Here is a 22,569-nt window from a genome sequence, read left to right as displayed (position 1 = left end):
GAATGGGAGTACTAACTCGACCGTCGTTGTTAACGGTATCGAATCCCACAAAATGACGTTCACCGGTATCTTCCCTTTCGCGAATAGACCATCTTTCGAGCACGACATGACAAGGGGCCAAGAAGTAAAGCGACATAACAACGCTCCTGGTTGCGCTACACACTGATGACTTTCGACGGGTCGAACCTGAGTTGGCAAGGTCGTGATGTAAATCCGACGCAATCTGAAGTCTCACCGGATTCCCTCCTTGCCGATGAGGGAGCGGAGCTTATGTTGAAACGCTACGTCACCGCTAGCACGAATGGGCGATATGTATTTGCGCGCGCGGCGCAGGTCCCGCGAACCGACAGTGGCTCGCAGCATGTCATCTTCAGAAAGCGGATTCGTCGCTTGCTCGCCTAACAGACGCAGATGCTCGAGAAGACTCACTTGAGCTTCTTCGTCAAACCCTTGTTCCAGGCCAACGTCGATGCGCCTGGAATCCGTCAACTTAGTGAATTCAAAGTCCGGTGACGCAATAACGATGAATGGCTCTGCGCGCCCCGACATGAAATCGAGCACTGCCGATTCTTTCGTGCTTCCCAGCGTTCTGACGACATTGACGATGCGTCGCCCGAATTCACGCGAAGAGCGCAACTCCTCGAGGTCATAGTAAAAGGGCCAATCATTCGCTACGACAATCACCGCCCCCGGATAGGGGACCAGTGTTCGAGTCAGCAGTAATGCATCGACCTCAAGCTCGCGAGTTGCTTCGGGTGCACCTTCCCGCGTCATGAGCGATGGGTGCCGACGCATAGGCGGCAAGACACCTCCAACGCAGAAAAAAACGAAGACCACGCTCCCTCCCGGCTATGTGGACTGTCACGGGATAATCCGCAGTACATTGTCAGCAAGGTTGTCAACTCGACGTGAGCGGCTCCGGCACGCTCCCTCTTCCTCGGTGCCGTGCGAACGCTCCGCGAGCGTCAACACTTACCTTCAACTCTCGTCGCAACAAGGCAACCCGTCTGCCCGACGTTCGACCGACGTTACTTTTCAATTGCCGACCCAACCGGGCAGGCAAGCGTTATCAATCTTCCAGAAACTGCGGACGCCCGCAATCGCTGCCTGCGGCAGCAAGAGTGCGGAATAACAACCATTGTATCTTTATATGAGTGATACTTTCAAGCGTGCTTTTTCTGAGTAGTAGAAAAGAAATGTGAGGCAAGCCAAAGTTCGGGCATGCCAACACTAGACGAAGCAGTCGCGCTCGGGCTTTCCGAGAGACTTCAAAAAATTCGAAAACGCAGAGGCCTGTCTCAGGACCAACTCGCCGCAAAGGCCTCGGTATCCAGACCAAATCTCGCCGCACTGGAGCAGAAGCGCCGCGCGAACCTACGTCTGACCACGCTGGTCCGTTTCGCCCAGCAACTGGACGTCGACGTCTTGGATTTTCTGTCCGACCGACCGCTGGAAGAGCAGCGTCCTGAGAATCAGCAGCCGCTTGCGCGCGTCATTGCCAACGTCAAGGTCCTTCGGGCAGCGCAAGGCCTGAGCCAGGAGTTGCTGTCAGTTAAGGCGAACAGGTTTCGCACGTATGTCGGACGGCTAGAAAACGGGGTGGCTAATCCCATGGTGGTGGACTTGCAGGACCTCGCTAGCGTGCTCGGCGTTGAGATTCCCGACTTGCTTCGGCCAGTACCACTCGAAAGCCGGCGCTAACAGTTCAACCGCTCGTATGTCGCATTCGCCAATCGCTTGACGGCCCTGATGTGCGATATGAAGTTGTAGCGAGACACGGAAGGTGAGATTTTCCACCTCACCGCCGAGCCCACCTAGTCACGGGGTACATTCCAGATGAGGCTCTCCCATCACCATCCCGCATCAATGGGAACCGCCGCGTCGCAATTATGGTTGCGCTTCCCAGTAGGCTTTTGCCTTCTCAATATGGGTAGACAGTACCCATCGAGGCGGGCTGCGCTGGATGGAAATTTTCCCGTTAAAGTCACCGAAAATGTCCTGTGCCTCTTGAGATAGCACCTTAATAGGCTGGCCAGCGCTGTTCGTCGACATTGTGCTAATGCAGGCAGCTTTCTTCAGTAGCCGGCTCCCCCGACCTCCCTGTACCAACACCAGACGGTCTTTCTGCTTCTTGAACAACTCATCATGCATGACGTGAAAGTTGCCACCGCAACGCCGGCGAACATCGTCTTCAGGCAAGTCAATGGCAAGCCCAGCCCACTCCACGACGAAGTAACCGACGATGTAGAGCGCTGGTGCACGCTCATGGTCCCAGTCTGATAGGCCGGCATAGAACACCAACAGGTCCCCCTGCTGGAGTCGACGCAGTCCGGCCTTGGGAGGAGTCGGGTCGCCGTATGTGAAAGACGCGAACTCCGGGTCAACATGCATAGCCTGGCCTTCGACCGTAAGAGCGCGCCGCTTTACGGACGTGTAGGCCACCTGTCGCTTTGGGGCCGACGGGAAATCGAAAGTCTCGGCCTTTCCAAGATAAACAGCCTCGATGACGATGCGGAGCGCGAGTGGTCCGAGATTGAGAGCGAGTATCTCGTCAAATTCAACGCCGTCGATGTTACGGTCGACGACCTGATTGCCCTGCAGGAAGAGGTCACGCGCGCGCCGCGATGGACAGGAACCTGGCTTGGAAACCGCCACGATTACTGCGGCTAGGGTGTTCAAGGGTCGTACCGGCTCAGCCCACCTTGCACACACGGCAATGACTCGCATGACCGCGATGAGCCGTCTGATTCAGACCGGCGCTCTCGCCGCCTGGATGGAGAAATCAAATGAAACGGACGTTGAACTCGTGCCGAAACCCGTCTTGCAAGCCGCAGCGCGATGCACACTGGTTCGCAGTGGAAATGAAGCCGGATTTGATGCTGCGACGTTTCGACGTCTCGCGCTCGAGTTCGCAGCCGAAAATCAGGAGGGCTGTTCGACCGCCGGATGATGAAGTATTTTGGCTAGCATTGGATGACGCACCGGGAGGTAGAGCCTCTGAATACGTAGGGCTAGCAGACGATTGGTGGAAACAAACACGGAAGAACCGTGGTGCGGGAATGGCGACTCGGGTGGTTCGTTAACGAACCGTTTCTACCCTCTTTGGTTCTGCTGTGCCCTATTCCATCGCGCCGTCCCACTCTAATGATGGGGGCTAGGAACTTACCCCAAGTGCGCCGGTGTCGCCAGTTAAGAAAAAGTTCAACTTGATTGAACGGGAACTGAGTCAAGGGAATGCGGGATTTCTAGCAATCGATGAGAAGCTAGATGCTACACTCATTGACAGTGACGGAAAGCTAATTTTAAAACGGAGATTGGCATGTTCCAAGTTGAGTTGATGGCAATTGACATAGACAGCTATTGGCGCTTCCTTCAAGCGAACGGCATCAAGGCTACGGATATTCCCTCCCGCCCTGACTGGTACCTATTCGAAGCCGACAGCAAGGAGTCGCTCATTAAGCTAGTTCACGAATTAAATGAATTTGATGACCCCGCCGACATGAAACTTCTCGAGAGCAAAATTAAAGGCTAAGCGGAGCGCAACTGTTTCACGATTTACCTCAGCCTCTAGAGCGTATTTATACGCAGGACTCGGACATAGCTGCGCTGAGGGGTCCGGTGTTGGTAGAGGTTGCAAAAGAGAGAAGAGGAGAAGGAAAATATCTATCTCTAGCGAAAACTTCGCTCCTGAAGAAGGGGCCGCGTGAAGGCGACACACCCGTCTGCGGCTTTATCTTTACCGCATTCTGCGAAGGTTTTGACGCCGTACCAAGCTTTGGCCTAGTGGAGAGGGCAGCATCAATATGGGTGTGACCTGCGCTCTAGAATCCAACACAAAGTGTCAAATCTGAGGCTGGGCTGAACTGGGCGTAAGCCCCTGCTTTCGCGCGGGTGACGCCGAAGAAAATTAAGGGCCATTTCCCGGGCCGCCGATGTTGGCACTGCTGCGTGGAATGTATCTCCGCACAGCACTATCTGCCGTGGCGCGGGAAGTGTAAGGACTCTGTGAGTGGCATGCACCGAATCCGCAGTTGATGCTTGAGAGGCAAATGACTCGCGGCGCATGGTGCGTTTGCCATGTCTGATGGAAGAGCCGTCGATACTGCCTCAGTTGGTGCGGGAACAATGGCGGCACCTAAAATTTACTAACGTCGGCTCTCGGGCGATGACCGCCGGAAAGCCACGCTGGTCAGCGTACCTCGACCCCCGAGACCTCTCTGAGCTCAGTAATAAAACCACCTTGAGGGCAGGCAACCACAACGCGCTGACGAATGTTTCCCTGCGACAGCTTCGCAACACGCTCCGCTCGGTCCCTCATTCTCGCTCGGAGCTCTTCGGACGTCAGCCTCTGGCGCTGCAGCAATACAGTCATCTTATGCCACCTGTTTGATGTTCAATCTTGAGTATAGCACTTCAACCGTATAAGCCCACAAGACCCTGCTGAACAACTGCCGGTACGGCTCTAGCAGTGGTTGGAACAGCGCCATACGCTCCGCGCTGCGTTGATTCTCCAAGTTGCGATTAATATTCACAATGGCAAACGGCTGCTCCTCGGAATACCCCACTGGGACTGACTCTAGCGATGAGGGGAATATGGGGATTGATATAAAGCTTCGAGTCTGCTTACTTTCCTTTATGTAGGCTGCCATTGCTTCCATAACATCGCGCCCGAAACCTCGGTCTTTCATATGTTCAAGCAAATCACTTTGTTTTTCAACTGCGGCGACCGTCTTCGAAACAAATGCAACCGGGGCACCGGGAAGTATCAATGCTTTGGCTGAATTTGCGTCGTTACTGTTCGAAACCGCTGCTTCTGGAATGGGGAGGCACAGGTCAATCAGTGAAGAATCCACGGAAGCGGAATTGTCATTGTCTTGACTGTTCACGGACAATTCCTTCACGCAGTCGAGAACGCCGAAGAGAAGCCCGACCGATGTGGCCTCTCCTGCCATCCGCAACCGACGTTGAGTATGCGCCGCCAAATCTCCAATGAGGAAATTCTTCGGCCAAAATACCATGACATTCGCCGAATAGGTGGCACGGCTCGAATCTGCATCAAAGGCGATTGCCAACTGCATCATCATAAAGATTAAAGTGCGCGCGACAACCTCAAGATTTTTCTCTTCCAGGCGACCAGGTGAATCTACGGAATCCCATTCCGTGTAGGCATCAAACAATTCGCGTACTGAAGCTTCGTAGAGTTCAAGAAATCCGAGCGGTGGCAGAGTAAAAAGCTGCTTCACGCGCGCACTGATTTCGTCGGATTGATTCTGTAATGTCTGTGTGCCCTGATGAATTGCGACCGAGGCATCTTCAAGGCGCTTGTTGTGCCTATCGCCGCTTCTTGCTTGAGCCCAAAAGGTGCCGCCGAACGTGAGAGAAAATAACACTGTCGCAAGCCAAAACAGCGTTGCGCCCCATGCGGGATGCCAGCCATGCAATCCCAACGGCCGAAACGATGTCACAATTTGCCCGTCAAAATGAGCTCCCAGATATCCCGCGATAACACCGCTACTTGTTGAAAACGCGGGAACGATGGGATACAAGAGAATCTTCTCTGCGAACGCAAAAAACTTGCGTTCCGACGTTTTTTCAGGTGAGGAACTCATTGCTGATAGCGAAGGTTGCTTGCGTAGTTTGTGTTATTCGGAGGATAAGCCTACTTCAACGGGCATCTGGAGTTGGCTAGGCGAACTGGGCGCATCGGGTGTATGCCGGTCCGAAAGCTTATCAGAGAGGTAGCCTTGCCCTCAGCGATTTTCCAGTTCATGCATTCGGCATAGCATGCCTGAACGTGCATACTGCGACCATGCTGTTTCTCATGATTACGGCTGATAAAGCAGAAAGTTGAGGCCAACCTGGCAACATCGAGAGGTGAGATGGCAGCAGTGGGTGTTTCAGGCAGCAGAGCATCGAAGTCCGGGGGTTTTCGTGCGTGACCTTGCCCGTGGCGTGAGCAGTTGCTGTATTGTTGACAGCGATTTGCTGGAAAGATATGGAGCGTACATTCTCGTGCGGCCGAGCCTTTTGGACCGAGGCAGGCACTACGTGCGTGAGGTAACTCATGAAGGTTAACGTACGCGAAGTTCCTATGGCTGACGGGACTCGGTACGTTCTTAATCTGAAAAGCGCGAAAGCGACCCCACTCGACGGAGACAGCAGTATTGGCGAGACCGGCGAAGCCAGCATCTGGAGCAAGGAACCGGCATGGCTCGAACGATTCAAGCCGAATGATGAAGTGCTAGCCTATGGCCACTGGAAACAAGCAAAAAATCAAAAACCCGTTCGCGCACCATCGTCACCTGCCAGCTTTCGCGGATATCTCAACCGGGAACTGTCAATGTGGTTGCTGTTCCCTGCGCAGCTTGCAAAGCTAAGCGAAGTCGACTAGTGCTGCGTATTGTCGCGCCACGCGAATGCGTGACGCGACAAACAGGGCATTAACCTCCCGAAGCACGGCACAGGAAGAGCCGGCCTAACATGGAACGCCGCGCACCGAGGCCAAAAGCTTGCAGTCGCGCCGTCGAAGAGAGTCAACTGAAACCTTTATTGCGACACTGAAGACTTTCTTGTGACACTGAAGATTTTTTTGTAACGTCACATCAATAGATTTACATCGTCTTCTTGAACGGCGCGCCCGAATGCTCGCGCAACTCGTTGAACACGATCTTCGGCCACGCCTTCTGCGCAACTTCAATCTCCGACACGTGCGACGCCAGGTACGTCGGCGCATCCGACGCGTCGAGCGCGATCCGCGCCGCGTACGAATCGGTGAAGCGACGCAATTCGGCGGCGTCGTCGCAGGTCACCCAGCGTGACATCCGGTAGCGTGCCGGCGCCATCCGCACATCGACCTTGTATTCGGTCGACAAGCGGTGCGCCACCACTTCGAACTGCAGTTGCCCGACCGCGCCGAGAATCATCAAGCCGCCGACTTCCGGACGGAACACCTGAATCGCGCCTTCCTCGCCGAGCTGCTTCAGCGCCTCGCCGAGCTGCTTGGCGCGCATCGGATCGACCACTTCCACCGTCTGGAAAATTTCCGGCGCGAAGAACGGTAAGCCGACGAATTGCAGCATTTCGCCTTCGGTCAACGTATCGCCGAGACTCAGCGTGCCGTGATTCGGAATACCGATGATGTCGCCCGGATACGCCTCGCTCACCGTCTCACGACGTTGCGACAGGAACGTCACCACGTTGTTGGCGCGGAACGTCTTGTTGGTGCGCGTCACCTTCACGGCCATGCCGCGTTCGAAGTGACCCGAACACACGCGGATAAACGCCACGCGGTCGCGGTGCGCCAGATCCATGTTCGCCTGCACCTTGAACACGACGCCGGTGAACTTCGGCTCGTCCGGCAGCACCGGACGCTGCACCGTCATGCGCATGGACGGCGGCGGCGCCAGATCGACCAGCGCGTCGAGAATTTCCTTCACGCCGAAGTTGTTGATCGCCGAGCCGAACAGTACCGGCGACTGCTGACCGGCGAGAAACTTCTCGCGGTCGAAATCGGGCGATGCGCCGGTGATCAGGTCGATTTCTTCTTTCGCCTTGACCCAGCTATGACCGAAGCGGCGTTCGCCTTCTTCGTTGCTCAGCGCCTGCAGCGTTTCGACCTCACCGCCCGCCTTATCCTGTCCGGCGCGGAACAAACGCACCTGATCGCGCTGGATGTCGTAGACGCCCTGGAATTCCTTGCCCATGCCGATCGGCCAGGTGAACGGCACGGCGGCCACACCCAGATGCTGCTCGATTTCGTCGAGCAGTTCGAGCGGCTCGCGCACTTCGCGGTCGAGCTTGTTGATGAAGGTGACGATCGGCGTCTTGCGGCTGCGGCAGACTTCGAGCAGCTTCAGCGTTTGCGCTTCGACACCGTTCGCACCGTCGATCACCATCACGGCGGCATCGACCGCGGTCAACACGCGGTAGGTATCTTCGGAGAAGTCTTCGTGGCCCGGCGTGTCGAGCAGGTTGATGACGGCGTCGCCGTACTCGAACTGCATCACCGAACTGGCGACCGAAATGCCCCGCTGCTTTTCGATTTCCATCCAGTCGGACGTTGCGTAGCGGTTGCTCTTGCGGCCCTTCACGGTACCGGCGATCTGAATCGCGCCCGAGAACAGCAGCAGTTTTTCGGTGAGCGTGGTTTTACCCGCGTCCGGGTGGGAAATGACCGCGAACGTGCGGCGGCGTTTGAGTTCGGAGACTGACATCGGGTCTGGCGGTCACGGATAGGGGTTCGGGCGGTTCCCGGCGGCTTGTGGCGACCGGCGTGCCACGCCTTGCGCGGCGGCGTCGAACTGCGGGAGTTGGGCCGGGACCCGCGTCACAGTGGCAACCCGAGCGCGTCGGAAACAGGTCACGAACGAGCGTTCGACAATCCGGGAATCGCCAGCGCAGAACAGCGCAGGGAACGAATGATACACGTCATGGGGGCGGAAGGAGGGAAAGGACGTGCCGCGCCAAGTGCGCGCTGCCGGCTAGTCGGCGGAAATCGCAGCGCGCTGACTCGTTTGCACGTCGGAAATACAGTGCGCTTCCACCGACGTATAAGCGGTGGCCGCCTGACCCGTCTTCTTCGGCAAGACATACTCGATCCGGCACGCTTCCGACGCCGCCGCGCCCCATTTCACAAACAGCGCACCCTTATCGTCGAGGCCACGCGCGAAAATCCGGCTGTCCTGCGCCACCACGCCCACGGTGCGCCCCTTGCCATCCACCACATCGGCGCCGAACGGCAGTGCCTTGTCGCCCAGTTGCGGCGCGCGAATCAGCGCGGCGCGGCCGGTCACGGTCTTGTACTTGAGCATCACAACCGACCCAAGGCGCGGCACGGCCTGCTCCGACGTCGATTCGAACTCGACATCCGTCGACGTGCCCTTCGGGTCGATATCGACGGTATTCATGCCGTACGGCGTGAGATACGGCACTACTGCGTAACCACGGCGATCGAGCTTGACGCCCGGCGCGCTGGTCACCTTCGCACCCGCGGCACCCGGCGCTTCGACGATGCCGAAGGTGTCGCCCACGGTCTGCGACAGCGTCACGCCGCCCGGATGCAAGACGACCGAACCATTGATACCCGCCGACACCTGGCTCGACTGTGAACCCGAACTCACGGACGCCGTCATCTGCGCATACGGCGCGCGGTATGTGCCGCTCGCGCCGGCATTGGCGGAGCTGCTGCCGTTACCGCTGCCATACGTGCCGTACGCGTTATACGAGTACTGGTTGGCATCGCCCAGCGAGCCGCTGACGTTGGCCTGCAGATTCGTGCTGCCCGACCCGCTCGACAGATTGGTCGACAGCAACGGCGCATGCTGGCTGTGGCCAAGCGGAATGGTGGTGCTGACCATGTACTGGTTCGACATCGAGCCGTTGGCGCTGCGTGTGCGTCCGGCGGTCACGCTGTAGGTCCCGTATTTGTAGCTGTTCGTGTAGCCAGCCTGATAGAACGTGTCGCTGCCGTCGTGATTCCAGTATTGCTGCGCCGATGCGCTCAGGAACACCGTGCCGTAGTTCTTGAAGCTCTGGTTCATGGTGAGCTGAAAGCGGTTGCGCTGCCGATAAACCGAATTAATATCGCCGCCGTGCGTGGCGAGGTCGCGCACCGACGAGGCATCCGACAAATTCATGAAACCCGCTGTCGAATATCGATAAGCCGCCACCGAAATGTTCGTGTTGGTCGGATCGATGAACTTGCTGTAGCCGATACGCAAGCTTGCGCCGCGCTGGCTGCTCTGGTTCGGCACCTGCGTCTGCGCTGCAGTCACGTCCGCCGAAAATGCGCCGAACTTCGTGTTAAGGGCCGCGCCGATATCGGCCGCCACATAACCGTTTGCCGCGACGCCGCCGCCATACGCCGTCACCGAGTTCGTCAGACCGCGTTGCAAGGTGAACTGCGCAAAGTTCGGCTTCGTGTCGAGTGTCGCGTTGCGCAACTGGCCGGCCGTCACCGAGAAACGCGTCGTACCCGGCCGCAAAGACTGCGCAACCGCCGCATACGGTACGGTGAAACTCTTCGTGCGACCGTCGGCCTCGGTCACCGTCACGTCGAGGTTGCCGCCATAACCGGTCGCATACAGGTCATTGATTTCGAACGGGCCAGGCGACACGCTCGTTTCATAGATCACCTGGCCGTTCTGCCGGATCGACACGCGCGCATTCGTTTCCGCCGTGCCGCGCACGTCCGGTGCATAGCCACGCAGCGATTCGGGCAACATGCGATCGTCGGTGGCGATCTGCACGCCGCGAAACTGCACGCTGTCGAATACATCGCCCGTGGTGTAGCCCTCGCCCAGCGTCACCTGCGATTTCAGCGCGGCAACGTCGTGCTGCACGTAGGTCGCGATGTTGTCGAAACGCGTGGCCTGGCCACTTTGCTGCGAGACGGAAGATTGATGACGCACATGCCAGGCGCCAATGTTCACGCCGGCATTCAGACCGAGATAGCTCTGCGTCGAATCCATGCCCGAGCCGGCGGTGTGGTACGTATTCGCGTTGTAGCTGACGAAGCCCGCATTGACGCCGGTTTGCCACATGTCAGGCGGCACGTAGCCGCGCGCGGCGTTACGCATGTATTTCTGCGGCACGCTCAGGGTCAACTTCTGCTCCGAAAAATCAAAGTCAACCGACGACTCCGGCACGAGTGCCGCGAGATCGACGCATTCGTCGGCGGCCTTCGCATCCTGATTCACGCCGACCTTGGCAAAATCGACACCCAGCGTTTCCAGCATTTGACGGCTCAAGCAAGCGCGAGCGCTCTGTCCTTCACGGGCCGCGACAAAGCGCAGGTCCTGACGCGCCACCCGAATATCGTTGACCCAGATGTCGACCGAATACACGCCTGCCGACACCGTATTGCCGCGTGCGAATCGCGCGAGGTCCATGCCCTGAGTCGAATCGGTCCGCAGAAACGTCGTATCGAACTGGACGGCCGCGTCCGCGTCATTGGTTTCAGATGCCTGCACGCTCGTCGACTGGACCCCGCCCAACGCCGCAAAAACCGACATAACGACGGTAGCGACGGGGCTCAGGCCGAATGGACCCGTGACCGCACTGGCGCGAACTTGCGACTGATGATCCGGTGAGCGTTTCATGATCTGACTGACTTCCAATATCCGCAACAGACGTGCGTTGTCCCAGTGCGTTGCGGATGCAACGCACGCCGTGCTTGAAAAAGGTTGAATTCGGACGGAGGCGGCCGCCCGGCCGGCAAACTGCTGCGGCCTATTGGCCGAGCGACGCGTCGCCGTCGAGCGCGCCGCCGTAGTCGTTGATTGCGGTGTAGCGAACCTTGGCGCCTGCGCCAACAGCATTCATCTTTGCGATCGGCAGAACCACCGATGCGCGCGGCGCAACCATGCCGCCCTGTTCGTTCTTGAAGACATGCCCGTTGCTTTCCACATCGACTTCGCTAAACGACACGTAGTACGGCGTCGGATTCGTGACGCTGATCGCCTGGCTTTTGCCATCCGGCGACGTGGCGATCTTCCAGGTCAACTGCGCCGGGGCGTCCTCGGGATTGCCCGGCAACCTGGCCGGACGCACGAAGACCTTGATACGCGTGCGATACGCCAGTTGCAGCGAGTTGACGTCCGGCGCACTGTCGGCCTTCGGCGGAATGTCGAGTACGTTGAGCCAATAGATCGATTCGCGATCCTGCGGCACCGCTTCGCCGCTATACATCACGCGCAGCGTCTGCGCTTTCTTCGGATCCATGCGGAAGATCGGCGGCGTGATCACAAACGGCACCTTGATTTCACCGGGTTTTGCGTCCGGATTGCCGTCGTCCATCCATACCTGAACCAGCGACGGGCCGCGGCTGTCGTTTTCCAGCTTGACCGTGACTTCGCGTTGCTCCAGCGGATACACCACGCGCGTGCCACCGATCGTCACGCTGGCCTGTGCGCTAACCGCGAGCAGCGCGCAGGCCAAACCGATTCCCATCGTCATTTTTCCGAGCAACTTCATCACAGCACCTTTAACAAATAATCTCGAAAATAGCCGTCAAAAAAGGCGTTCGCGTCAACGAACGCCTTTGGCCTTCGCTTACTGATACTGCATCGTGTATTGAACCGACGTGCTGACGGTGCCGGCAGTCGCCTTACCCGTTGCGTAGTACTGCGCGAAATACTTCAGGCTCGCGCCACCGGTGCTGATCGTCGCCGCGTTCGTCGAGATGTCGTTGTTCGCGTTCGTCGTGATGTTGATCGGTTGCATCTGCGCGTTCAGCAAACGCACTTGCACTTTCGTCGCCGTTCCGGAGTTGTTGAGGTAACCGCTGGTCTGGTCGACGGTAGGACCGTTTTCGAAGCGGGAGATCGCCTTCGTGGCGGTGCCCGTGCAGCCGCTCAGGGTCAGCACGACGTCGCTCGGGCTCGACGTACCGGCAACGTTGCCCGCCGTCGACAGCGAACCAGCCGACACGGACGGCAACGTGATCGACTTGTCAGCCGAGGTGCCCGATGCCTTGCCGTTGATCGAGCACGTGGTATCCGACACCGTGCCGGTAATGGTGATCGTGCCGTCCGCGGCCTGCGCGCTGAACGATGTGAGCCCCAACAGACTGCTGGTTGCGATCGCGATGGCGGGAAGGGTTGCTTTCATGTTTGCTACTCCGGTGAGTTAAGAAGTGGCCTGTCGTTCAGGCGCAAAGAAATATTAAAATTTCGCGCCGCTTAAATATCTAGGACGATTCTTATTAATTGGGATAGGTAAGGCGCGGGATTTGAGGCATTTCGCTGATATGTTTTTCGATAAAGGAAAAAATAAGATTTCTCCTAAAATCTCGACGATAAAAAAGCCCGAATCGGATGTTCGGGCCAGAATTCGAGCCACAAATAAAAAACCCGCTGCATCGTTACCGATGCGGCGGGTTTTTTTCAGCGTTGCTGCGAGTTAAGCGCCGCTAGCTTCGTTCAGCGTGAGATGTTTCGTCTCAGGCGCCCACGCGATCGACACCACCATGCCGATCAGCAGGACCGTCGCCAACACGGTCATCGTCGCGTGAAAACCCAGGTGGACGATGCCCAGCGGCAGCAAAAACGTGCCGACTGCCGACCCCAGCCGGCTGCAAGCGATCGCGAGGCCCACGCCGCAGGCGCGCACCTCGGTGGGAAAGCATTCCGGTGGAAACACACCGACGAGATTGGAGAACGCCGACATCGTCAGCGTAAAGATCGCGAACGCGACGATCATGCCCATCGTCGCCGACTCCGGCAGCACGCTCAACGCGATCAGCGACAAACACGTCACCGCGAACGATCCAATCAGGAACACCCGGCGCGGCAATTTGATCGTCAGCCAGATACCGATCAGCGCACCGAGCACGAGAAATCCGTTCAGCAGAAAATCCGCGCTCGAGTCGTTGTTCAAATGGATCGCTTTCAGGATGGTCGGCAGGAATGTATAGATCGCGAAATATGGAATGACGAGACACACAAAAAACGCGCAATTGAAAATCGTCCGGCGAATCAGGTCTTTTCTGAACAGACGCGCGAAGCCGCCAGCCGTCTGACCGTGTTCGTCGTGGCCGCCTTCGAGCGTGACGTGGGCGCCGAAATGCTTGAGCAGGACCGCACGGGCTTCCGCGACGCGGCCTTTGCCATGCAACCAGCGCGGCGATTCAGGCGTGCCCAAGCGCAACACCAGCACGATCAGCGCGGGAACCCCCGCGGACGCAAGCAACCACCGCCAGGCATCGGGCGATGCGTCGGCGTAATGCATGCCGAGCACGTTCGCCACCACATAGCCGATCGTCCACACCACACTGAATGAGCCGAGCAAGGTGCCCCGATGTTTGCGTGGCGAGAATTCCGCGAGAATCGCATGCCCCACCGCGAAATCGCCGCCCATGCCGAAGCCGATCAGCACGCGCAGCAAACACAATTCGGCCGGCGAGCGCACGTAGAACTGTGCAAACGCGGCCGCGGTGATGATCAGGAAACTCAGCAGGAAAATTTTCTGGCGCCCGAGCCGGTCCGACAACCAGCCGAATACCAGGCTGCCGAAGAAAATCCCCATCAGCGCGGAGCTACCGATCATGCCCATCCAGAACGCGTCGAGCGGCATCTGGCGATTCATCGCGGCCAGCGCGTAGCCGATCGTGCCGAGCGCGAATCCTTCCGTGAAATGCGCGCCGAACGTCAAACCGGCGATCTTGACGTGAAAGGCGTTCAGCGGAACGTCGTCGAGCGAAATGGGGCCGCGCGCGGGGGTCGGCGCGGCCGGCAAGGTAGGGGCAAGGCCGAGAGTGGCCGTCTGGATATCCTGATTGCTCACGCTGTCTCCTTCGTGTTTATGAATGACCGGTCACGCCGCGTGTGTTCCGCGACATTTTTCCGGCATGCGCGTGGCGAGACGCGCAGATTTGCCGCTCAGCGTCCGAGGCCGCCCATCATCATGTATTTCAGCTCGGTGTATTCCTCGAGCCCGTACTTCGAGCCTTCGCGGCCGAGGCCCGATTGTTTGACGCCACCGAACGGCGCGACTTCCGTCGACAGAATCCCCTCGTTGATGCCGACCATGCCGCTTTCCAGCGCTTCGCCGACGCGCCACGCCCGCGCCAGGTCGCGCGTATAGAAATACGCCGACAGGCCGAACGGTGTGTCGTTGGCCGCGTGGATGGCTTCTTCTTCAGTCTTGAAGCGGAAGCACGCCGCTACCGGACCGAAGGTTTCTTCGGCGGCGATCAGCATCGCGCTGGAGGCGTCGGCGAGAACGGTCGGCTCGTAGAACGTGCCGCCGAGCGCATGCGGTTTGCCGCCGGTCAAAATCTTCGCGCCCTTTTGCAACGCATCGGCGACGTGCGTTTCGACCTTCCTCAACGCCGCCTGATTGATCAGCGGACCTTGTTCGACCTCGCCTTGCAACGCGTTCCCGACGCGCATCTTGCGCACCGCGTTCGTCAGCGCCTGCGTGAACGCGTCGTAAATGCCGTCCTGCAAGTAGAAGCGATTCACGCACACGCAGGTCTGCCCGGTGTTACGGAATTTCGACGCCATCGCGCCTTGCACGGCGGCGTCGAGATCGGCGTCGTCAAATACGATGAACGGCGCGTTGCCGCCGAGTTCGAGCGACAGCTTCTTCAGCGTATCCGCCGACTGCTTCGCGAGCAGTTTGCCGACGCGCGTCGAGCCGGTGAATGAGAGCTTGCGCACGACATCGGATTCGGTGAGCGCGCCACCGATCGCCACCGCGTCGCCGGAAACGACGTTGAACACGCCCGGCGGAATGCCGGCTTTCTGCGCCAGCACCGCGAGCGCCAACGCGGACAACGGCGTTTCCTCCGACGGCTTGAGCACCATCGTGCAACCGGCCGCCAGTGCGGGACCTGCCTTGCGCGTAATCATCGCAAGCGGGAAATTCCACGGCGTGATGGCCGCGACCACGCCCACCGGTTCGCGCGTGACGATGATCTTCGCGTTCGGATTGGGACTCGGGATCACGTCGCCATACGCGCGCTTGGCTTCTTCCGCGAACCATTCGAAGAAGCTGGCCGCGTAGCCGACTTCACCGCGCGCTTCGGCGAGCGGTTTGCCCTGCTCGAGCGTCAGCAGTTCGGCGAGCGCGTCGCGATTTTCGAGCATCAACTCGCCCCAGCTTTTGACGCACGCGCTGCGCTCTTTGGCGGTCAATGCACGCCACGCGGGAAACGCACGCTCGGCCGCGGCAATCGCCTGCGCAGCTTCTTCCGCACCGCCTTTCGCGACCTGAGCGACGACCTCGCCGGTCGCGGGATTCAGCACGGCATAGGTGCTGGCGCTCTCGTACCACTCGCCGCCAATGTAATGCGCCGTGCGCAGAAATTCGTTCATGCCGCCTTCTCCAGATTCTCGACGAACGTACCTTGCGCGAGCCGAGGCTCACGAGCGATACGCCGTCCCGAGGTGTAATCGTTGATCAGGTCGCACGGCGTGTAATTGCGTTCGAGTTCGAACAGCTCATCCGCCGAGAGCGTGGTGCCGAGCGCGGCCACGGCGCTATCGAACTGCGCCGGCGTATCCGCGCCGACCAGCATGCTCGCGACGCCGTGATGATTCAGCACCCACGCCTGCGCGATTTGCGCGGCGGACACGCCACGCCGTGCGGCCACCCGCGCCACCGATGCGGCGATCTCGCGCGAAGCGTCGTCGCCATACATCTGCGCGGTGAAGAAGTCGGTCTGATTGCGTGTCGAGTTCGGATCGCAGGTCAGCAGCCCGCGCGCCAGCGGACTGAACACCGACACGCCGACGCCCTGATCCTGGCAATACGGAATCATTTCGCGCTCTTCCTCGCGATACGCCAGATTCAACTGCAATTGCATGTTGATCGGCTTGTGCCAGCCGTTGCGCTCGCAGACCTGCATGATCTTCGCGAACTGCCACGTGTACATGGTCGACACGCCGATATAGCGAGCCTTGCCGGCGCGCACGATATCGTTCATCGCGCTCATGCTTTCCTCGACCGGCGTGTTGACGTCGAAGAAATGCAGCATGTAGAGATCGACGTAGTCCATGCCGAGGCGTGTCAATGAACCGTCGATGCCGTCCATGATGTGCTTGCGCGAATGGCCGCCGGCGTTCTGATACGCGCCCATGTCATAGCCGACTTTGGTCGTCACGACGATTTCCTCGCGACGCGCGATCCGTTTCAGAATGCGGCCCACCACTTCTTCGCCGACGCCGGTCGAATAGAAATCTGCCAGGTCGATGAAGTTCACGCCCGCTTCGAGCGCGTGACGAACGATCGGCTCGCTTTGCGCTTCGTCGAAAATCCAGGGCTTCCATTGCGGCGTGCCCATGTTCATCGTGCCGAGGCACAAGCGCGAAACCTTGAGGCCGGAATGGCCGAGGCGAATGTATTCCATGATGCTTGTCTCCTGTCGTACGCTGCGCTACGAGGCGCGCCACACGATCAACGTTGTTTGGGCGTGTAAAACGGATTCGACACTTCGCGCGCCGCGGCGAAAACTTCATCGCGATGCGGCAGGCCGTTCATCGCGGCGAGGATTGCGTTCTTGCACGCGCGGTAGTTGTTCTCGAAAACGGCGTCGAGATCGTCGGTGCTCGGGTTGACCCAGTTCGCCGACACCACCACCCAATCGTTTTCCGCTTCGGGCGGCAGCGTGCCGTTTTCCAGCGACTCGGCAACCGCCTTCGCGATGCCCGCTTGCGAAGCACCCCATGTCGCGTTGCCGTGGAAGTCGCTGCCGATCTGCGCCTTGTTCACATACAGCGTCAGAGGTTTGGTCGGCACACCCGGACGCGCGATCACGACGAACGGCGCGTGGCCCGTTGAAGGCGTCGCCAATGCGGTGGCGAAGGCCTGTCCTGCCGGACCGTTGCGCGGGCCGACCAGCACGTTGATGTGAGCGAGGTTGACGCCCGGGCCTTCGAATCCTTCGCCGATAAAGAGTTGTGTGTCCGTCGATACGCTCATGGTCATTCCGTTGGGGGGTAAAGAGATGACCGATTGTGCTGTTCGGCAACCTCGCCCCTGTAACGATGAGTTTTGATGCGGGGTATGAGGCGAACTCAACTCCGGGTTTGTGCGGAGCACGATGAAGGGCGGCAGCCGGAGGCGAACGCAAAGGTGAGTGTTTTCGGGACCTGCAACGGTGAAGCCCGAATCACCGTGAAAGGTGATCGCGCGAGACGACGCTCACGCACTGGCAACACGAAGCTGAAAAGAGAGACGAACCGCGCTGAACCCGGCGGAAACCGATTCTTCGGATCGCCTGGTAACGCCCGTCAGCCAAGGCTGGCGTGGGTTTCGACAGGATTGGCGGCAAGTTCGGGCGTGGCCGCAAGCAGGTTGGAAGGTGCGCCAACCGACAAAACCAGGCGCACCGAAACAACGCAACTCGACATGCATCATGCGGAAAATGCCGGGGTCCGCGGTGCGGGTCGAGGTCAAAGGTGAGTGTTTTCGGGACCTGCCCAGCGGTGCGGAAAAAACCGCGCGCGACATCACTTCAGACAGCGCGATGCGCTGTCCCTGCACGCGCCACGCCACGCCACGCCAGGCGTCAGCTTTCGATCAGAAAGCGCTCGCGATTCTTGCCCGCCAGCCAGCCCGGAGAACGGCCACGGCCACTCCAGGTCTCGCCGGTTTTCGGGTTGCGATATTTGGCGACCGATGTCGTTTTACGTCCCGGCACACGCTTGCTCGAAAAACCGAGCTCTTCGGCGGTCAGATCGTAGTCGGCGATTTGCTGCTTGATGTCGACGATGGCCTGCGCAATTTCCTTCTCGCGGGCCACGGCAACTTCCTTGTGGAGTTTTTCGAGCTGGGCAGTCAACTGCTTGTACGTGGCCATGGCGGATGCTCCGTTTCGGGTGGACGAACTGCAGGACGCCCCTGAGGAAGTCCCCTCGGGGACACTATCAGACGAATAAAGTGCCGGATAGGGAGGCCCGCTTAGGGAGGCCGCTCAGGGAGGCTTCCGGGCTGACGGCTTGGCGAGCGCAGCCGCCGTATTCAATCGTCAATCGCATCGTACACGCGGCGTTCGAAGTCGAGTGCCATTGGGAACGGTTCGATCCCGCGCCGCTGAATCAGCATCAGGCCGATCAGGTCTTCCACGGGATCGGCAAACCAGCTCGTGCCATACGCGCCCGGCCAGCCGAACGAGCCGAGCGAGCGATAGCCGAGCGGCAATTGCTGCGCCGGATCGTCGACGATCGACAAGCCCAGCCCGAACCCCTGCCCCGCCCACAACACATGGCCGAACGCGGGCACGCGGCGCTGGTCGCGCGTGAGAAAGTTCGAGCGCATCAGATCGACCGAGCGATGCGACAGCAAGCGCGTCGCGCCGACTCGTCCGCGGCCGAGCAGTAGTTGCGCGAACTGCAGATAATCGGCGGCCGTCGACACGAGACCGCCGCCACCGCTCTGGAAACGTCCAGGATTCGCCCAACGGCTTGCCGACGGATGATCTTCGACCACGCGCTGCCGCGTGCCCGGCTCGACGCTATAGGCGGTCGCCAGTCGGGCGAGCTGCGAGTCGGGCACCCAGAACGCGGTGTCGCGCATGCCGAGCGGCTCGAAAATCCGCGTGCGAAAGAACTCGCCGAGCGACATGCCGCTCACACGCTCGATCAGCACGCCGAGGACATCCGTCGCGATGCCGTAGTGCCAGCGCGAGCCCGGCTGGAACATCAACGGCAAGGCCGCGATGCGGGTCAGCCACGCGCTGGCGTCGCCGTGCGCTTCGAAGCCGTTGAACGCAGCTGCATAAGCTTCCGCCAGCGGCCCGGTCGCGGTGAAGTGATAGGCGAAGCCGGCGCGATGCGTCAACAGATCGAGCACGGTGAGCGGCGCCTTGGCCGGATCGGTTTCGTCGAGCGGGCCGGCGAGATCGCGCAATACGCGCGGTGCGCCGAGTTCGGGCAGCCACAGCGAGATCGGTGTATCCAGCGCGAGGCGGTCTTCTTCGATCAGCATCAGAATCGCGGCGCTTGTGACCGGCTTGGTCATCGACGCAATGCGAAATAACGTGTCGCGTTCCATTGGCAATTGCGCGGCTTCATCGCGCCAGCCCAATGGCTCGAAATAACCTATTTCACCACGCCGCCAAACCATCGACACGACGCCCGCCACTTCGCCGCGTTCCACGTAGCCTTGCATGGCATTCGTCAGCGCCGTCAGTCGCGTCGCTGAAAGTCCTGCTGGTTGCATGTTTATCCTGAATCAGTGGGGACGCATTCGCCCATTTATGTTTCACCCGCCCGTGCGTCGTCCGACCGTCGACGATCGACACAGGAAAACCCGTGCAATCGTAACGCCGGACATGACGCAAGTCGGGTAAAAGATAACGCGTCGACTGATTCGGAAATAATGACCGTTACCGCGTTTTTCAGAAAACGTTACCCGATTTGGGGGTGACACACCGTTCGTCCACTGTGGTGACGCGTCAGACTTTTTGCCGCTGCTCGAGCTCCGAGAGCACGGCATTGAGACGTTTGACGCGGCTGGCCTGGGCGGGCATGCGCACCGCGCCGGACACCGAATCGATGCGGCCACGCCAGTAGGACAGCGGAATGCGGTCTTCGGCGGAGATGTGTGAGATGACGTGCTCAAGATGCTCAATATCTTTTTCGAGTTGGTGATGATCCATTGCTTTTCCCCGGAATACTCATTGAACTCATTTCGAAGCAACCATCAAAGCATAAAGCGTGCCGCTGATGTCTTACCACCTTAACCCTGACGGAAAATTATTCTGTACTCACTCCGGCGTGATTAGAAAAAACAGCAAAATCTGCGTAGCGCGTTAATAACAAAGCGCACGGAAAAGCGTACTGCCGACAAACTTCGCGTTCCGTTAGGTGCCGCACCGACTCGGTTCACAGACGAGAAAATAGGTGTTTGCAATTACACGACGATAGTGGAAAGAAAAATAATCAGAAAAAATGGCGTTTAACGTTTTCGTATGATTATTGACCGCAGAAACGATTACCTGTCGCGGATTGAACATTACCGACCACCATGCATTTAATGCAGAGGTGCCGAGATGCCGAGAAATTGACTCCCCGGCCGGTTGAGTGTGACGAGCGAAAATGAAAGCTGTGAGACAGAGGCTCCGCCTTCGTGGAACGTCGGCAAACGGAGCATCCGGGCAACGGATCGATCGGACCGCGCCAGCTTTGCGCTGGCGCTACGTCATTTGGGGCGGCAGGCGTAGATCAGGCTAAGCGTGCCGTTGTCGCTGGACTGGCGCACCACGTCGAACGCGCCGCCGCAGCTTGCGTTGGCTTGCTGCGCGCAAGAGTCGGAGCCGGCCGGACATTGAACCAGCGTAGTGGCGCGGCCGTCCGGCAAGAACAGCGGCGCGCTGCTGCTGCAACCGCTCAACACGGCGACGGCGCCGACTGCCGCGATGGCGCAGGCCCGGCGCGCAAAGAAGGAGAGACTGCGTTTCATTTGAAACCCCGATCACGTCTTGTTTTTCGATCACGCGATTGTGCCACGCGACTATTACGCTGCGTCGCCCGATATGAGCGGGTTTCGTTACGCGTCGATACCGTACGCCGCGATCTTCTTGTAGAGCGTGGCGCGGCCCATGCCGATTTGCGCGGCCGTGTCGATCACGCGCCCACCGTTGGCACGCAACGCATCGCTCAGAAAGCGCTTCTCGAACGCCGCCATCGCGTCGCTCCATGACGCGGGTTCAGCGGCGCCAGTCGGCGTCCCTGATGCGTGAGTCGCTGAAGCCGCGCCGACGGCCGTGCCCACGCCCACCCCGACGCCGTGCGCCATGCCGATCAACGGCGCGAGCGCCCGCGCATCGATCCGCTCGCTATCGGACAGCATCACAGCCCGCTCCAGCGTATTGCGCAACTCGCGCACATTGCCCGGCCATCCATAGGAACACAGCAGCCGCAACGCGTCGTCCTGCAATTCGAAGTGATTGCTGCCGCGCGCTTGCGTCGACAGATCCTCGAGCATCGCGTAGGCCAACGCTTCGATGTCGGACGCGCGTTCGCGCAACGGCGGCGCCTGGATCGTCAGCACGTTCAGCCGGTAGAACAGGTCGGCGCGAAAGCGTCCCGCCGCGACCAGGGCGGGCAAGTCGGCCGACGTCGCGGCGATGATCCGCACGTCGGCGCGAACAATCCGGTTCGAGCCGAGCGGTTCGAACTCCTTGTCCTGCAACACGCGAAGCAGCTTGCCCTGCAAGGGCAACGGCATATCGCCGATTTCATCGAGAAACAGCGTGCCGCCGTTCGCCAGTTCGAACTTGCCGACCCGCCCTTTACGGTCCGCGCCGGTGTACGCGCCCGGCGCGGCGCCGAAGAACTCGACCTCGAGCAAGGTATCGGGAATCGCCGCGACGTTGACCGTGACGAGCGGCTGATTCGCGCGCGCCGAGCCGCCATGAATGGCATGCGCGAGCAACTCCTTGCCGGTGCCGGTTTCACCGAGCAACAGCACCGGCGACTCGAGTTGCGCCGCGCGACGCGCCTGGCGTTTCACCTCGAGACTGGCCGCGCTGGTGCCGACAAAACTGCCGAACGTATATTTGGCGCGCCGCGCCTGCGCCAGCGATTGACGCGTCGCGATCAATTCCTGCTGCACGCGCGAGTAGTGAGAAAAGAGCGGCGTCAGCGCCTTCAACTCGTCGAACAGCGCAAAACCCACGGCGCCGACCGTGTTCCCGGCGTCGTCCTTGAGCGGTAAACGCGTGACGACGAGCGGCTCGCGGTCCGTTTCCAGAATATCGAGCAGAATCGGTTTGCCGGTCTTCACGACCTCGCGCATCAGGCTATTAGGAATCACCGCTTCGCAATCGCGGCCAATCGCCTGCTGCGGGTCCGAGAAACCGAACCGCGCCGCGTAGCGCTTGTTGATCCAGACGACGCGCGCCTCGGCGTCGACGATGAACGTGCCTTCGCTGAAATTTTCGAAGGTGCGGAAAAGCGAGTCCATCGCCCGGCGAAGTACGTCGCCGTACGTGGCAGGAAGGCCCGCCCAGTCGTTCATCATGTTGTCGCTGTCTCCGGCTATCGTTCTAATTATGCTTGTCTCGTTTCGTGGACAAGCTTATCTCATCAAAGAGATCGCCAGCAAGCCTGCCAGATAGGG

General features: G+C 59.5%; 20 protein-coding genes. 4 read left to right on the top strand and 16 right to left on the bottom strand.

Translation table 11 applies throughout. From position 1 onward, the window contains the following. Positions 1 to 231: 231 nt before the first annotated feature. Positions 232 to 774 carry a hypothetical protein gene (locus HWY05_RS32680; RefSeq protein WP_176060933.1) on the bottom strand — a complete coding sequence of 181 codons (543 nt, stop codon included), beginning with the start codon at positions 772 to 774 and terminating at the stop codon, positions 232 to 234. Positions 775 to 1,221: 447 nt separating this feature from the next. On the opposite strand from HWY05_RS32680, the gene HWY05_RS32675 reads away from it, so the two are divergent. Further along, positions 1,222 to 1,701 carry a helix-turn-helix domain-containing protein gene (locus HWY05_RS32675; protein WP_176060932.1) on the top strand — a complete coding sequence of 160 codons (480 nt, stop codon included), beginning with the start codon at positions 1,222 to 1,224 and terminating at the stop codon, positions 1,699 to 1,701. 186 nt (positions 1,702 to 1,887) lie between these two features. Here HWY05_RS32675 and HWY05_RS32670 read toward each other — a convergent pair whose 3' ends face one another. Beyond that, entirely contained in the window at positions 1,888 to 2,679 is a 792-nt protein-coding gene (locus tag HWY05_RS32670; RefSeq protein ID WP_176060931.1) for a hypothetical protein, read from the bottom strand. 46 nt (positions 2,680 to 2,725) lie between these two features. Between HWY05_RS32670 and HWY05_RS32665 the strand changes: the two genes are divergently transcribed. Both HWY05_RS32665 and HWY05_RS32660 read left to right on the top strand, forming a co-directional pair. Then, positions 2,726 to 2,950 (top strand): hypothetical protein, encoded by a 225-nt coding sequence (locus HWY05_RS32665; RefSeq protein ID WP_176060930.1) that lies wholly within the window; start codon positions 2,726 to 2,728, stop codon positions 2,948 to 2,950. 369 nt (positions 2,951 to 3,319) lie between these two features. After that, positions 3,320 to 3,532, top strand: a complete 213-nt coding sequence (locus HWY05_RS32660; RefSeq protein WP_176060929.1) for a hypothetical protein — start codon at positions 3,320 to 3,322, stop codon at positions 3,530 to 3,532. An 841-nt stretch (positions 3,533 to 4,373) separates the two neighbouring features. On the opposite strand, the gene HWY05_RS32655 is transcribed toward HWY05_RS32660, so the two are convergent. Beyond that, positions 4,374 to 5,609 (bottom strand): hypothetical protein, encoded by a 1,236-nt coding sequence (locus tag HWY05_RS32655; protein WP_176060928.1) that lies wholly within the window; start codon positions 5,607 to 5,609, stop codon positions 4,374 to 4,376. Positions 5,610 to 6,064: 455 nt separating this feature from the next. Here HWY05_RS32655 and HWY05_RS32650 point away from each other — a divergent pair, with 455 nt between their 5' ends. After that, positions 6,065 to 6,391, top strand: coding sequence for a hypothetical protein (locus tag HWY05_RS32650; protein WP_176060927.1), 327 nt, complete (start codon positions 6,065 to 6,067; stop codon positions 6,389 to 6,391). Positions 6,392 to 6,611: 220 nt separating this feature from the next. On the opposite strand, the gene HWY05_RS32645 is transcribed toward HWY05_RS32650, so the two are convergent. The 13 genes from HWY05_RS32645 to HWY05_RS32585 form a co-directional block, all read right to left on the bottom strand. Continuing rightward, a complete protein-coding gene (locus tag HWY05_RS32645; protein ID WP_035560865.1) occupies positions 6,612 to 8,213 on the bottom strand; it encodes a peptide chain release factor 3 in 1,602 nt (533 codons plus the stop codon). Between the two features lie 267 nt (positions 8,214 to 8,480). After that, positions 8,481 to 11,099 (bottom strand): fimbria/pilus outer membrane usher protein, encoded by a 2,619-nt coding sequence (locus HWY05_RS32640; protein WP_176060926.1) that lies wholly within the window; start codon positions 11,097 to 11,099, stop codon positions 8,481 to 8,483. Positions 11,100 to 11,229: 130 nt separating this feature from the next. Next, the gene (locus HWY05_RS32635; protein WP_176060925.1) at positions 11,230 to 11,973 is read right to left on the bottom strand and encodes a fimbria/pilus periplasmic chaperone; all 744 of its coding nucleotides are present in this window, start codon (positions 11,971 to 11,973) and stop codon (positions 11,230 to 11,232) included. A gap of 78 nt (positions 11,974 to 12,051) precedes the next feature. Further along, positions 12,052 to 12,609, bottom strand: a complete 558-nt coding sequence (locus HWY05_RS32630; protein ID WP_176060924.1) for a fimbrial protein — start codon at positions 12,607 to 12,609, stop codon at positions 12,052 to 12,054. A gap of 291 nt (positions 12,610 to 12,900) precedes the next feature. Further along, complete coding sequence (locus HWY05_RS32625) at positions 12,901 to 14,283, bottom strand: MFS transporter (RefSeq protein WP_176060923.1); 1,383 nt, start codon at positions 14,281 to 14,283, stop codon at positions 12,901 to 12,903. Positions 14,284 to 14,378: 95 nt separating this feature from the next. Next, a complete protein-coding gene (locus HWY05_RS32620) occupies positions 14,379 to 15,818 on the bottom strand; it encodes an NAD-dependent succinate-semialdehyde dehydrogenase (protein ID WP_176060922.1) in 1,440 nt (479 codons plus the stop codon). Beyond that, positions 15,815 to 16,852 carry an aldo/keto reductase gene (locus HWY05_RS32615; protein WP_176060921.1) on the bottom strand — a complete coding sequence of 346 codons (1,038 nt, stop codon included), beginning with the start codon at positions 16,850 to 16,852 and terminating at the stop codon, positions 15,815 to 15,817. The genes HWY05_RS32620 and HWY05_RS32615 overlap by 4 nt, the downstream gene beginning before the upstream one ends. A gap of 47 nt (positions 16,853 to 16,899) precedes the next feature. Then, on the bottom strand, positions 16,900 to 17,424 hold the full coding sequence (gene fae, locus HWY05_RS32610; protein ID WP_176060920.1) for a formaldehyde-activating enzyme: 525 nt from the start codon (positions 17,422 to 17,424) through the stop codon (positions 16,900 to 16,902). A 589-nt stretch (positions 17,425 to 18,013) separates the two neighbouring features. Continuing rightward, on the bottom strand, positions 18,014 to 18,304 hold the full coding sequence (locus tag HWY05_RS32605) for an H-NS histone family protein (protein ID WP_035560845.1): 291 nt from the start codon (positions 18,302 to 18,304) through the stop codon (positions 18,014 to 18,016). Positions 18,305 to 18,465: 161 nt separating this feature from the next. After that, on the bottom strand, positions 18,466 to 19,665 hold the full coding sequence (locus tag HWY05_RS32600; protein WP_035560842.1) for a serine hydrolase domain-containing protein: 1,200 nt from the start codon (positions 19,663 to 19,665) through the stop codon (positions 18,466 to 18,468). A gap of 235 nt (positions 19,666 to 19,900) precedes the next feature. Continuing rightward, positions 19,901 to 20,104: a hypothetical protein gene (locus HWY05_RS32595; RefSeq protein ID WP_035560839.1), complete on the bottom strand. Its 204-nt coding sequence runs from the start codon at positions 20,102 to 20,104 to the stop codon at positions 19,901 to 19,903. A gap of 542 nt (positions 20,105 to 20,646) precedes the next feature. Next, positions 20,647 to 20,907, bottom strand: a complete 261-nt coding sequence (locus HWY05_RS32590) for a hypothetical protein (RefSeq protein WP_035560837.1) — start codon at positions 20,905 to 20,907, stop codon at positions 20,647 to 20,649. Between the two features lie 87 nt (positions 20,908 to 20,994). Continuing rightward, positions 20,995 to 22,470 (bottom strand): sigma 54-interacting transcriptional regulator, encoded by a 1,476-nt coding sequence (locus HWY05_RS32585; protein WP_176060919.1) that lies wholly within the window; start codon positions 22,468 to 22,470, stop codon positions 20,995 to 20,997. Positions 22,471 to 22,569: the final 99 nt, after the last annotated feature.

Origin of the sequence: Paraburkholderia sp. BCC1876 (assembly GCF_902833695.1) — a bacterium.
Taxonomy (GTDB): domain Bacteria; phylum Pseudomonadota; class Gammaproteobacteria; order Burkholderiales; family Burkholderiaceae; genus Paraburkholderia.
The sequence above is the reverse complement of the archived record's forward strand: the minus strand, read 5'-3'. Positions and strand labels throughout refer to the sequence as shown.